The organism is Geobacter sp. SVR (genome assembly GCF_016865365.1).
Classification (GTDB): domain Bacteria; phylum Desulfobacterota; class Desulfuromonadia; order Geobacterales; family Pseudopelobacteraceae; genus Pelotalea.
In genome coordinates, this window is the sequence record NZ_AP024469.1 from 1,353,161 (window position 1) to 1,366,005 (window position 12,845).

Annotated in this window: 11 protein-coding genes and 1 tRNA gene; 1 reads left to right on the forward strand and 11 read right to left on the reverse strand. The window is 60.2% G+C overall.

The window, feature by feature from the left end:
- Positions 1 to 131: 131 nt before the first annotated feature.
- The 3 genes from cysC to GSVR_RS06140 all read right to left on the reverse strand — a co-directional run bounded on the left by cysC (position 132) and on the right by GSVR_RS06140 (position 4,404).
- A complete protein-coding gene (gene cysC, locus GSVR_RS06130) occupies positions 132 to 2,051 on the reverse strand; it encodes an adenylyl-sulfate kinase (RefSeq protein WP_173196739.1) in 1,920 nt (639 codons plus the stop codon).
- Entirely contained in the window at positions 2,051 to 2,953 is a 903-nt protein-coding gene (gene cysD / locus GSVR_RS06135) for a sulfate adenylyltransferase subunit CysD (protein ID WP_173197461.1), read from the reverse strand. Before cysD ends, cysC begins: the two co-directional genes overlap by 1 nt.
- Positions 2,954 to 3,135: 182 nt before the next feature.
- Complete coding sequence (locus GSVR_RS06140) at positions 3,136 to 4,404, reverse strand: BamA/TamA family outer membrane protein (RefSeq protein ID WP_239077471.1); 1,269 nt, start codon at positions 4,402 to 4,404, stop codon at positions 3,136 to 3,138.
- Between the two features lie 214 nt (positions 4,405 to 4,618).
- Here GSVR_RS06140 and GSVR_RS06145 point away from each other — a divergent pair, with 214 nt between their 5' ends.
- Complete coding sequence (locus tag GSVR_RS06145; protein WP_173196741.1) at positions 4,619 to 4,909, forward strand: GYD domain-containing protein; 291 nt, start codon at positions 4,619 to 4,621, stop codon at positions 4,907 to 4,909.
- Between the two features lie 236 nt (positions 4,910 to 5,145).
- Here GSVR_RS06145 and GSVR_RS06150 read toward each other — a convergent pair.
- From GSVR_RS06150 to GSVR_RS06185, 8 genes are all read right to left on the reverse strand, one after another.
- A tRNA-Met gene (locus tag GSVR_RS06150) sits at positions 5,146 to 5,222 on the reverse strand.
- Positions 5,223 to 5,298: 76 nt separating this feature from the next.
- Positions 5,299 to 6,084 (reverse strand): SPOR domain-containing protein, encoded by a 786-nt coding sequence (locus GSVR_RS06155; RefSeq protein ID WP_173196743.1) that lies wholly within the window; start codon positions 6,082 to 6,084, stop codon positions 5,299 to 5,301.
- 10 nt (positions 6,085 to 6,094) lie between these two features.
- Positions 6,095 to 7,783 (reverse strand): arginine--tRNA ligase, encoded by a 1,689-nt coding sequence (argS, locus tag GSVR_RS06160; protein ID WP_173197465.1) that lies wholly within the window; start codon positions 7,781 to 7,783, stop codon positions 6,095 to 6,097.
- Positions 7,784 to 7,937: 154 nt separating this feature from the next.
- The gene (locus GSVR_RS06165) at positions 7,938 to 8,234 is read right to left on the reverse strand and encodes a septum formation initiator family protein (RefSeq protein ID WP_173196745.1); all 297 of its coding nucleotides are present in this window, start codon (positions 8,232 to 8,234) and stop codon (positions 7,938 to 7,940) included.
- Between the two features lies 1 nt (position 8,235).
- Positions 8,236 to 9,171 carry a UDP-glucuronic acid decarboxylase family protein gene (locus tag GSVR_RS06170; RefSeq protein WP_173196747.1) on the reverse strand — a complete coding sequence of 312 codons (936 nt, stop codon included), beginning with the start codon at positions 9,169 to 9,171 and terminating at the stop codon, positions 8,236 to 8,238.
- A gap of 2 nt (positions 9,172 to 9,173) precedes the next feature.
- A complete protein-coding gene (locus GSVR_RS06175; RefSeq protein ID WP_173196749.1) occupies positions 9,174 to 10,529 on the reverse strand; it encodes a UDP-glucose/GDP-mannose dehydrogenase family protein in 1,356 nt (451 codons plus the stop codon).
- Positions 10,530 to 10,596: 67 nt separating this feature from the next.
- Complete coding sequence (rsmI, locus tag GSVR_RS06180) at positions 10,597 to 11,442, reverse strand: 16S rRNA (cytidine(1402)-2'-O)-methyltransferase (protein ID WP_173196751.1); 846 nt, start codon at positions 11,440 to 11,442, stop codon at positions 10,597 to 10,599.
- Positions 11,439 to 12,716, reverse strand: coding sequence for an N-acetylmuramoyl-L-alanine amidase (locus tag GSVR_RS06185; protein ID WP_239077472.1), 1,278 nt, complete (start codon positions 12,714 to 12,716; stop codon positions 11,439 to 11,441). Before GSVR_RS06185 ends, rsmI begins: the two co-directional genes overlap by 4 nt.
- Between the last annotated feature and the right edge of the window lie 129 nt (positions 12,717 to 12,845).

Below are 12,845 nucleotides of genomic sequence, written 5' to 3' on the forward strand. Positions count from 1 at the left end.
CGACTGGCTCCTTCCGGTATGTTTCCTCAGATTCAGAGCGCCGCTGCCTCTTCACATAGAGGGTAGTGTATTTCCCTTCGATGTCAACGCCCCCCCGGTACTCGTGCCGGGGCCGCAGGCGGCCGAGAGGTTCAGAGCAGGCTGTTGTCGTGCAGGTAATCGATAATGGCATCGGCGCATTCGCCGACCTGCCGGTTCGTGGTGCCGAGCCGCAGCTCGGGCGTGCGGGGGGGCTCGTAGGGCGAATCGATGCCGGTGAAGTTGGGGATCATCCCCTGGCGCACCTTGCGGTAGAGCCCTTTGGGATCACGGCGCTCGCACTCCTCCAGCGGGGTGTCGACGTGGATCTCGACGAATCTTCCGGCCGGCAGGATCTCGCGCACCATGGTCCGCTCTGCGCGAAAGGGGGAAATGAACGCGGTGATCACGATCAGGCCGGCATCGGTCATCAGCTTGGCCACCTCGCCGATGCGCCGGATGTTTTCGATCCGCCCCGCTTCGGTGAAGCCCAGGTCCCGGTTGAGCCCCTGGCGGATATTGTCGCCATCCAGGAGCATGGTATGCCGCCCCCGGGTGTGCAGCTTGCGTTCCAGGCAGTTGGCGATGGTCGATTTGCCCGCACCGGAGAGGCCGGTGAGCCAGATTACGCAAGGCTGCTGCCCCTTGATGGCGGCCCGCTCGGGCGGGGCAACCTCTTCGCACTGTCGGGGGACGTTGTCGGCGCGGCGAAGTGCATGCAGGATCATTCCGCAGGCCACGGTCGTATTGGAAAGGCGGTCGGTCAGGATGAAACCTCCGGTTTCGCGGTTTTCCCCGTAGGGGTCGAACGGTATCGGCCGGGAGAGCGACAGTTCCACCTCACCGATGTCATTGAGCATGAAATGATCCGCTGCGAGCCGCTGATAGGTATCCGGTTCGATCCGCCCCCTGATGCGGGTGATCCCGGCGGTCGCCGTTCCGGCCAGCCCCTTGAACAGGTAATGCCTGCCGGCATAGAGCGGTTGATCGTCCATCCAGACCAGCCGCACCTTGAAAAGGTAAGCCAGCTCCATCTGCCGATCGTCGGCAACGATCATATCCCCCCTGACGATATCGTGCTCCCCTTCCAGGCAGAGTGCCACGGACATGCCCGCCGAGGCGTTCTGCATCGGGCCGTCTCCGCACCATAGCTCCCGTATCCGCGTTCGCAGGCCTGACGGCAGGACCGCCACAGGGTCGCCGCACTTCAGGCTGCCTGAGACCACGGTGCCGGCATAGGCGCGGAAGGTACCGGTTCCTCCCCGGCGGAGGTCCTGCTCCACCTTTTCCTGCCAATTCCCTCCGGAGCGGGCCACCTTGATCACGTACTGCACCGGGAAGCGGGAGGGGGCCTCCAGCATGCCCTCACCCGGCGCGATTGCATGCAGCCAGCCCATGACCGTCAGCCCGTCGTACCAGGGCATCCGGGTCGAAAGATGCGTCAGGTTGTCGCCGAACAGTCCCGAAACAGGGATGGCGAGGCACTCCGCCGGGGGCAGGCCGAAACGTTCCAGATCCACAGCCACGTGGTTGCACTGTGCCTGGATCTCCCGGAAGGTCTGCTCGCTCCAGCCCGTAGTGTCCATCTTGTTCACGGCGAACAGGAGCCGGCGGATGCCCATCAGGGCACAGATCAGGACATGCCTGCGGGTTTGGGGCAGCACCCCTTGGCGGGCATCCACCAGGATCAGAGCGGCACTGCACCGGGAAGCGGCGGTAGCCATGTTTCTCGTGTAGCGTTCGTGACCCGGAGTATCCGCCACGATGAAATGGCGCCGCGTGGTGATGAAGTAGCGGTAGGCAACATCGATGGTGATGCCCTGCTCCCGTTCGGCGCTCAGCCCGTCCAGAAGCAGCGAATAGTCGATGACCTCGCCGGCTGTGCCGAGTTGCGCGCTCTCCTGTTGGAGCATGAGCACCTGGTCGTCGTACAGGTTGCCGGAAAGGTGGAGCAGATGACCGATCAGGGTCGACTTGCCGTCATCGACGCTGCCGCAGGCCAGAAATCGGAGTATCCCGTTGCCGTTTGCCACTAGAAGTACCCCTCCAGTTTTTTCTTTTCCATGCTGCCGGTCTGGTCGAAATCGATCAATCGCCCGGCCCGCTCCGAACTCCGTGCCCGTTCCAGTTCGTGGACGATCCTCCTGACGGTGGCTGCGCGCGATTCCATCGCCGCGCTCAAGGGGTAGCATCCAAGGGTCCGGAAGCGCACCATTTTCATCTGCGGCGTCTCGTCGGCCGCCAGCGGCATCCGTCCGTCATCCACCATGATCCACTGCCCCTCCCGTTCCACCACCGGTCGGCGGGCGGCGAAATAGAGCCCCACCACCGGGATGCGCTCACGGGCGATGTAGCGCCATACGTCAAGTTCCGTCCAGTCGGAGAGGGGAAAGACGCGGAAGCTCTCCCCCCGGTTCCTTGCCAGGTTTGGAACGCTCCACAGCTCGGGGCGCTGGGCGCGTGGGTTCCAGCGGTGCCCTGCGTCGCGGAAGGAGAAAACGCGCTCCTTGGCCCGGCTTTTCTCCTCGTCCCGCCGGGCACCACCCAGGATCATGTCGTAGCTGCCGGAATCGAGTGCCATGCGCAGGGCTTCGGTTTTCATGATCTCCGTATAGACCCTGCTGCCGTGCGTGAAGGGGGTCACCCCCTGCCTGAGCCCCTCATGGTTGGTGTAGGCGATGAGCTCCATTCCGTGACTGGCTGCCGTGGTGTCGCGGAAGGCGATCATTTCGCGGAATTTCCAGGTGGTATCCACGTGAAGCAGCGGAAAGGGGGGCTTCATTGGGTAAAAGGCCTTGAGCGCCAGGTGGAGCATGACCGATGAGTCCTTGCCGATGGAGTAGAGCATGACCGGCCGCTCGGCTTCCGCAACAGCCTCGCGGATGATCCGGATCGACTCCTGTTCCAGTTGATGCAGGGCACCGTTCGGCTTCATCATGATCCTCCGTTTGAAGTGTAACTCCCCTGTCCCCTTTAGGCCCTATGGGTCCTCCTATCCTAAGAGGGGAAACGCACGATCGAAACTACGCCCGGAAATTCCGGCGCGGAGTCATCCCGCTCCGTCCATATTGTTGAACGCTTTTGAATGTACTGGTCCCCAATCCCCGGTCCCCGCCTTTAAAACGGATACCCCAGCCCCACGAACACGGCCGGCCCTTCGTTGCCGACCCCCACATCGACCCGGCCGATGATGTTGGGGCGGACCACCGCCCTGAAGCCGATGCCGACGTTTATCTGAAAGCTGTTAGGGCTTGCGTTGCTGAGAGAGGACATGACCGAGCCGATGTCGACGAAGGGGGCCAGCTCCCAGTCGGACAGCACATTGAACAACCGCCAGCGGAACAGCCTGATCCTCTCCTCCAGGTTGAGCAGCAGATAGCTGTTGTCGATGAAGCGATAACGCCCATAGCCCCTCAGGGTCGTCTCTCCCCCCAGGGTGCTCTTTTCGAGGAACGGGGCGCTGTCGCCCGAGACCTGGCTGCCGGCCAGGCGCGCCACCGTGATGTAGTGCGCGTCCGCAAAAGGGTAAAAATACTTGAATTCCGCTTCATATACCTGGTAGTCGGCACTGCTGCCCAAGGCCTGCCAGCTGGTTTCCACGGAAGCCCTGGCCTGCCAGCCCGAGGTGGGCAGGCTGTCCGAATCGAGGGTGCTGTAGACGGCGGAAATTTTCTGGGCGTGCACCACGAACCCGTTGATGCCCGGAACCGATTCCGCCGTGAATTTGTCGGTGATGAAGGGAATTCCCTTGATGGCACCCTGCTTGATATCGACCTTCTTGGCCCGTTCCCCGAAAATCAGCTTGAACTTGTCGAAAAGACGGTACCCGACGGAGGCTTCCCCTCCCAACTCCTGGTCGGAGTAATTGGTTTCGTTTTCCTTTTTGGCGGTGGACTGAAACCCGAAAAAGCGTGCCGAGCCATCCGTATAGGCAACGGCTTCCCCTTCCAGATCGAATTTGTCGGAAAGGAATTCCCGGTCCGAATAGCGGAAGCGGTACTCCTGATTGATCTTGGTGGCCTTTGCCAGATTGACCCGCCATTGCCGCTCGGGCGTGGGATAGAATGCCCCGTAGAGTATGGTCGTAACCCCGAAATTCTTGTTGTAGTTTATCTGCGGTGCCATCAGGGTGCTTACCTCGTCCTGGCTGTTGTGCAGCAGGAAAGCACTCAATGCACCGAGGGTGACCCCTTCATTGGGGCTCGAGGCTATGACCGGCAACGGAATCGTGACCATTTTCACCTGGTCATCGAAGGTGTCGTTCGTCAGCGGATAGGGCAGATTTTTGCGGGGAACCATGTTCGTGCAGGCTCCCAGGAAGAAGCTCAGCGACAGGACGACAACCAGGCAGCGCCCGATTTTTATGCTGTTGTCTGGCATGGTCATGAATGGGCCGTGGATGGTTGGTGAAAGCTGACCGACAACAAACAGTATGACCGAAAATGTCCATTGTGCAACGCGTCGGGGAGAGGTAGGGCGGGGCTGGTTTTATAAGTATCTGTAGAAAGCGGATTTTTGTGCGGTGCACACCAGCGGCCTGCTTCCGGACGGAACGGTGGTACGCTTGTAACGGAAGCCCATCACCAGTCAGGAGGTCATCATGAATACCTTCATCATATTCTTCCGTTTCACAGACAAGGGGATCGCCGGCATCAGGGAATCACCGGCCCGGGTCGAGGCCGCCAAGGAAAAGGCCCGAAGCATGGGGGCCGTAGTGAAGCACTTCTATGCCCTCAGCGGCCTCTATGACACGATGCTGATGCTGGAAGCCCCCAGTGAGGAGCATGTCGCACGCATCGCCCTGTCGATCGCCTCGCAGGGGAACGTGAAGACCGAGGTTGTACGGGCCTTCGACGAGCAGGAGTATTGCCGGATCGTGTCGGAGCTGTAGATGTACAGAAAGAAAAATCAGATCTAGCGGATTTGAAAAGGAGGGGGAGCAGGCGCAGAGCTTGATGCCAAGCGGTGAATCGGCGGCTGGGGGATGCTGCGCCGGGGCATGAGAGAAAGCAAAGTGGGGTTGTATATTATGGAAAAGCGTCGGCAATGGAGTGAACCAGATGCACCACTTGGGAGAGTACAGCACAAAAAAAGAGAGTCGGTAACTTACCGACTCTCTTGGTTTTTTGGTTGCGGGGACAGGATTTGAACCTGTGACCTTCGGGTTATGAGCCCGACGAGCTACCAGACTGCTCCACCCCGCGTCAATGTGAATACTCTTTATATCCAAAGAGCTCCTGCTTGTCAATATAAAATTTCAAGCGAGCTGTTTTTTTATTGTCAATTGTGATCGGGGATGACGATCGCTCCTTTGCCGAGCTTGCCGGCCAGATCCTTGGCTGCATCCTGTTCGAGCTTTCTGCCGACCTGCACGCGGTACCAGGTGCCTTTGTCTCCCTGATTTGATTCGACAATGGTGACGTTCAGCCCCTTGCCGGCCAGCTTGCTCCTGAGGCTTTCGGCTTCGGATTTCAGGGTGTATGAAGCCACCTGGACGACAAAACCGTTATTGTCACGGACCCTTGCGGCAGGCTTTTCCGAGGTTGCCGATTTTTCCGGCGGTGCTGCAGGGGCCTCGGCATCGGACTGCACCTGTTTCAGGTTGGAAGGTATGGCGGCTTGAAGCGGTTTTTTGCCTTTGTCGTCGCCCGCATTGATACCGCTGCCGAGGACATTGCTTTTCTGGCCGCTGGGCAGCGTCTTGTAAAAGCTCAGGTTCGGTTCGGGGGCGGCCTGGGGGGCCGGTGCGGACTGCTGGCCGCCGGCCTGACCCTGGTGGGAGGCCGCCTCAGGCGAGAGGGCCTGCTGTGCCGTTTTTACCGCCTGCACCGGGGTTGCCGGCGCCTTTGGCGAATTCTCCAGGCTGGTTTGCTCCATGGCGGCCTGAAATGACTTTTTGGCCGCCTTCTGCGAGAAGAACCAGCCGGTGCCGTAGCCGGCAATGAAGGTGACAACGGCTATGACGACCGTGACGGTCGTGATCGGCCTGACCGGCTCCTTGCGGGGCCTGACCTTGCCATGCCCTCCGATGTATGACTGCTTTGGCTCGCTGTAATCGATGCGCATGGAGACTCCGCTACATCCTTTCCGGGGCGGATATTCCCAGGATGGAAAGGGCATTTTTCAGGGTCTGGGCGGTACGCTTGAGCAGATACAGCCGTGCGTTCGACAGGGCCGGATCTTCGCTGAGGACGCGGTTTTTATTGTAAAAACTGTGGAAACAGCCGGCCAGTTCGCTCAGGTAGTAGGTCAGCCGGTGCGGTTCGAAGTGCCGGGCGCTCTCCTCGACCGTGTCGGGCAGGGCAGTCAACAGCTTGATCAGCTGCAGTTCCTCCGGGGTTTCCAGCAGGGCCAGCTTCTCCGCTGTGGCCTGATCCGGCACGCGGTATCCCTTCTCGACTGCGTTCTCGAAAATGCTGCAGATGCGGGCATGGGCATACTGGACATAGTAGACCGGGTTGTCGGGCGATTGTTCTTTTGCCAGATCGATGTCGAATACCAACTGCGAGTCGGGCTTGCGCATGATGAAGAAGAACCGGGTGGCATCACGGCCCACTTCGTCGATCAGGTCGCGCAGGGTTACATAGCTGCCGGCGCGTTTGGAGATCTTGACCTCTTCCCCTCCGCGCAGGACTGTCACCATCTGGTGCAGCACATATTCGGGCCACCCCCGGGGTATGTCGCGGTCAAGCGCCTGTAGGCCCGCCCGGACGCGGGTAATGGTGCTGTGATGATCCGAGCCCTGTTCGTTGATCACCCGGGTGAAGCCGCGCTCCCACTTGTCGAGGTGATAAGCGATATCGGGTACGAAATAGGTGTATCCGCCGTCGCTCTTGCGCATGACGCGGTCCTTGTCGTCTCCGAAGTCGGTTGTCCGCAGCCACAGCGCACCATCCTGCTCATAGGTATGGCCGTTGCTGTTGAGCTGCTGAACGACGCTCTTGACCTTCCCGTTGGTATAGAGGCTCGATTCGAGAGTAAAAACGTCGAAGCGGACATCAAAGGCCTTCAGATCCAGGTCCTGTTCGTGGCGCAGGCTGGCCACTGCAAATGAGCGGATCGCTTCCAGATCATGGGGATCGCCTGCGGCGGTGACGTGGCGGTCGTCCGCATCCACGGTTTCCTGCGCCAGATAGGCGCGGGCCACATCCTTGATATATTCCCCCTGGTAGCCGTCCGCCGGCCAGCGCGGGTCGTCCGGCTCGATGCCGAGGCAGCGGGCCTGCACCGACAGGGCGAGATTGGAAATCTGTTGCCCCGCGTCATTGTAATAGAACTCGCGGGTCACATCCCAGCCGGTGGCGCTGAGCAGGCGGCAAATGGTGTCGCCGATGGCTGCCCCGCGACCGTGGCCGATGTGCAACGGGCCGGTTGGGTTGGCACTGACGAACTCTACCTGCACCTTTCTACCGGCCCCGCTTTTCGTCAGGCCGAAGACTTCGCCCTGTTCCGCGATCTCGATCAGGATTGTCTGCCATGCGGCGGGGGAGACGAAGAAATTGATGAAGCCCGGTCCGGCTATGTCGACCCTGCTGAGCAGACCATTGCCGTCCCCGATATGGCGGATCAGGAGTTCGGCTACCTGGCGCGGCGCTTTGCGCTCCCCTTTGGCCATCTGCATGGCTATGTTGCAGGAGAAGTCGCCGTGATCCGGACTGGCGGGGATGCCTACGACAACGGCGGGAATGGGGGAGGAGTTAAGTTCATTGGCCGACGCAGCGGCCTGCAGGGCAGTTTCAACCAGCGAGGCAATTCTTTGGCGCATCATGTGTGAGAGTGTTCCTTGGTGTCGATCGGATTGAGGGCGAGCGCGTCATGTCCTTGGTATTCGAAAGTGCGGGAGAATTCCGTCATGCGGAATCGCTTGTGGCTATCCTCGTTCCGGTCGCACTCGGGGCGGCCTGGCCGGGAAAGCATGTTCATTCCTTTTTTTCCGGAGGGAACTGATATATCACTTCGTTGCTGCGAACCAGGCCGAAGTCCTTGCGGGCGACACTTTCGATATAGCGCCGATCGGTTCTGAGGGCCTGAATTTCCCGTTTCAGGTTTTCGTTGTCGGCGCGCGTCTCGCTGAGACGGGCATCGACTTTGGCCTTGTCCTGCTTCAGCTCGTAAATGCGCAACAACCCCTTGTCACCGAATACGGTGAAGAAGAGGATAAAGGTGATGCATCCCGCCGGAATGAGGTACAGCCTTTTCTGGAGGCGCAGTTTCACGTTATCCCTTTGCGATACAAGCCTCGAAGTATTCGGCCGTCATGCGGAGCCCGTCTTCCAGGGCCACGAGCGGTTTCCAGTCAAGTTTCGCACCGGCCAGTGAGATGTCCGGGCGCCGTTGTTTCGGATCGTCCTGTGGCAGTGGTTTGAAGATGATACGCGATCGCGAATTAGTTATTTTAACAATTTTTTCTGCAAACTCAAGGATTGTATTTTCAGTCGGATTGCCCAGATTGACCGGCCCGATGAAGCCTTCGCACTCCATCATGCGGTTCATGCCTTCCACCAGATCAGCGACATAGCAGAACGAACGGGTCTGGGAACCGTCGCCGTACACGGTGATGTCTTCGTTGCGCAGGGCCTGCAGAATGAAGTTGGAAACCACCCGGCCGTCGTTTTCAGCCATGCGGGGGCCGTAGGTATTGAAAATGCGGATGATGCGGATGTCAACCCCGTTCTGGCGGTGGTAATCCATCATCAGGGTTTCGGCTACCCGTTTGCCTTCGTCGTAGCAGCTGCGGATGCCGATCGGGTTGACGTTGCCCCAGTAGTCCTCGGTCTGCGGGTGGATCTGCGGATCGCCGTACACTTCGGACGTAGAGGCCTGCAGAATGCGGGCCTTGACCCGTTTGGCCATGCCCAGCATGTTGATGGTGCCCATGACGCTGGTCTTGACGGTTTTGACCGGATTGTACTGGTAGTGCACCGGCGAGGCGGGGCAGGCCAGGTTGTAGATGCGATCCACTTCCAGCAGGACCGGTTCGACGATGTCGTGGCGCACCAGTTCGAAGCGGCGGTTGTCCAGCAGGTGGATGATGTTGTCCTTGGAGCCGGTGAAGAAGTTGTCCAGGCAGATGACATCGTGCCCCTGTCCGAGCAGGCGTTCGCACAGGTGTGAGCCGATGAAGCCGGCGCCGCCGGTGACCAGGATGCGCATGATTATCCCTCCGGGTGGATGGTTCTGCCGTTTCTGCCCAGGGGCAGGTAGGTGAATCCGGCGGCAGCCATACGATACGGTTTGTACAGGTTGCGGGAGTCGAAAACGACCGGACTTTTCAGGGCAGCGGAAATGCGGTCGAAGTCGGGATTGCGGTATTCGCTCCAGTCGGTGATGACTGCCAGGGCATCGGCATTGGCCAGGATTTCGTACTGGTTGTGGCTGTATTCGATCCGGTCGCCGAAGACCTTCTGCGCCTCTTTGATCGCCTCGGGGTCGTGGGCCCGCACAGTGGCACCGGCTGCCAGCAGGCGCTCGATGATGGTGATGGCCGGGGCTTCGCGCATGTCGTCGGTGCGGGGCTTGAAGGACAGGCCCCAGCAGGCGATGATCCGTCCGGCCAGGGGGCGCTCCTGATCGGGGAAACCCAGGGACTTGATGATCTTCTCGGCCAGCACCTCTTTCTGGCGTTCGTTGACCTCTTCCACCGCCTTGAGCAGCAGGAAGTCGTACTCGCATTCGTCAGCGGTCCTTACCAGTGCCTTGACATCCTTGGGAAAGCAGGACCCGCCATAGCCGGGGCCGGGAAAGAGAAAATCGTAGCCGATGCGGGAGTCAGAGCCGATCCCTTCGCGCACGGCCGCCACATCGGCCCCCATCCGTTCGCACAGGTTGGCGATCTGGTTCATAAAGGAGATGCGGGTGGCCAGCATGGCATTGGCGGCGTACTTGGTCATCTCGGCGCTGCGGATGTCCATCACGATCATGCGGTTCTGCTTGCGCATGAAGGGATCGTAGAGCTCTTTCATCAGCTCGGCAGTGCGGACGTTGTCGGTGCCGATCACCACCCGGTCGGGCTTCATGAAGTCCTCGATGGCGGCCCCTTCCTTGAGGAATTCGGGATTGGAGACCACATCGAACTCGTAATCGACCCTGCGAAGGGCCAACTCCTCCCTGATCGCCTCCCGGACCTTGTCGGCAGTGCCGACCGGCACGGTGGACTTGTCCACGATGATTTTGAAGCCGTTCATGGCGCGTCCGATTTCGCGGGCCACACCCAGCACGTACTGCAGGTCGGCGGAGCCGTCCTCGCCAGGGGGGGTGCCGACGGCAATGAAGGCCATCAGGGAATCCCGGACAGCCTCCGGGGCATTGGTGGTGAACGACAGGCGCCCTTCCGAAAGGTTGCGGAGCACCATCTCCTTGAGTCCCGGCTCGTAGATCGGGACGATTCCCTGCTTGAGCCCGTCGATGCGGGCCTGATCGATATCCACCGTAACTACCGTATTGCCGCTTTCAGCGAAACAGGCGGCTGCCACAAGGCCGACATAGCCGGCGCCGAATATGCAAATCTTCACCAGGTTGCTCCCGAAAAAATTGTAATGACAAGATATATCACAGCAAATGGCCCGTATTCCAGCACTATTATGGCGGTGAATCGCTGTCTTTAAGCTGCAGGGCCAGTGAATACGCCTCGTTGCGGGCGGTGCCGGTCAGTTCGGCCGCTTTGCGGGAAGCATCCTTGACCGACAGCCCTTCCTCCTTCAGCAGGCGCCACAGCACCCGGTCCAGCGGTTCCGCCGTATCTACGACGGCCTGGCCCGGCGCCACCAGGATGACGATCTCACCCCGCGTCCTGCCGGGGGGCAGGGCTGCCAGCACTTCGGACAGCGTGCCCCGGGCATACTCCTCGTAAATCTTGGTCAGCTCGCGTGCCACCACGACCTGCCGGTCTCCCATCACCTCCAGCAGGTCGGCCAGCGTGTCCTCCAGGCGGTGGGGAGCCTCGTACAGCACCAGTGTCCCCGGCACGCCGGACAGACCGGAAAGGAAGCTGCGCCGTTTGCCCTGTCGAGAGGGGGGGAATCCGGCAAAGGTGAAGGTGTCGCTGGGGAGGCCGGAGCCCGAAAGGGCTGTTATGGCTGCACAGGCACCGGGTACCGGTACCACGCGGATGCCCTCGGCTGCGGCATCCCGCACCAGCTGATAGCCCGGGTCCGAAATACAAGGGGTACCGGCGTCAGAGATCAGCGCCACCGATTTGCCCTGACGCAGCGCGTTCAGGATGCGCTCACCCTTGAACTGCTGGTTATGGTCGAAATAGGAGGTCAGCGGTTTGGAGATGGTGAGGTGATTGAGCAGCTTGAGCGAGTGGCGGGTATCCTCGGCAGCAACCAGATCCACCTCTCCCAGGATGCGCACAGCCCGGTAGGTGATATCCTCCAGGTTGCCGATGGGGGTGGCGATGATGTACAGGGTGCCGCTCGTCATTTGAGGCTCGTGATGTAGCCGCGGATGCCCTCCAGGATGCCTTCGGCGGTCATTTCCTGGTAAGCCGGGTCCTTCAGGCGGGTCTCCTCGTGAGGATTGCTGATAAAGGCGGTTTCCACGAGGATGCTGGGCATGGTGGCGCCGACCAGGACATAGAACGGCCCCTGCTTGACCCCCAGGTTCCTGGCATCGCCGTGGCGGGCGCGGACCTTCTTGTGGAGGGACTTCTGCACCTCTTCGGCCAGATGGGCGGAGTCGTTGAGCTTGTAATTGGCCATCAGATCGAACAGGATCGCCTGCAGAACGCTGACCTTTTCCAGGGAGGTACCGTTCTCCTTGGCAGCCAGCTGGGCCGCTTTCTCGGTCTTGGCCAGATTGAGGTAATAGGTCTCGATGCCGGCTGCCGAGCGGTTGAGGGATGCATTGGCATGGACCGAGACGAACAGGTCGGCATTGACCTTGTTGGCAATGGCGGTGCGTTCCTCGAGCGGAATGAATATGTCGGTGGAGCGGGTCATGACCACATCCAGCCCCAGTTCGTCCCTGAGCATATCCCGCAGCTTGAGGCCGATCGCCAGGACCACATCCTTCTCCATGACGCCGTTGAGCCCCACGGCACCGGAATCATGTCCGCCATGGCCGGGATCGACCACGATCCTACGTATTTTCGAAATCACCGGTTTCCTGGGCGGTTTGGCGATGCGCTCCACCACCCGTTCGATCGCCTTCGGTTCCTCGTGCTTTACCTCAGGTGCCGGTTCCGGCCGCGCGCTGATGCCCGGTTCGAGCCTGGCGATCTCGGTCGGACGTTCCCCGCGCACATCGATGATCAGGCGCGCCGGTTCCGAGAGCGGGAAGACCTTGTAGTCCTTGATGTTCTCGGTGTCCAGCACCACCCGCACCACATCGGCCTTGTACTGGCCGACCCGGGCACCCTTCAGCAGTCCGTCGCCGATGGTGATGTCCTTGACCCCCTTTGCCAGTCTGGTGCGGTTGATGTCGACATAGATCCTGCTCGGCTTGCCATCCTTGCCCTTGCCCAGTTCATGGGCCTCCCAGGTGACATCGCGGTCCAGCTCAAGGGAGATGCGGGTATAGTCCGGGTTGGACCAGTGCTTGATCTCGCTCAGTACGGCCGAGGGGTGAACCGATGCCGACGACTGTTCGGTAAAGACCGCTTTTGGGGCGGCCTTTTTCTTGGCTGCCTGGGCCGGGAGAGGATACAGCAGGCAGATCATCAGGAAACAGACAGCTATGTGAAGAAATCGATTCATGGGATGACTCTGCATGGAACAGATGATTTGAAAAGTATCGTGATTTTTAGCAGAAATCCCTCTGTTTAACAACTGTTGCCGCGCCTGACGGGAATAGGGGCCCGGTTGTTCGGGAGAACATGGCTGTGA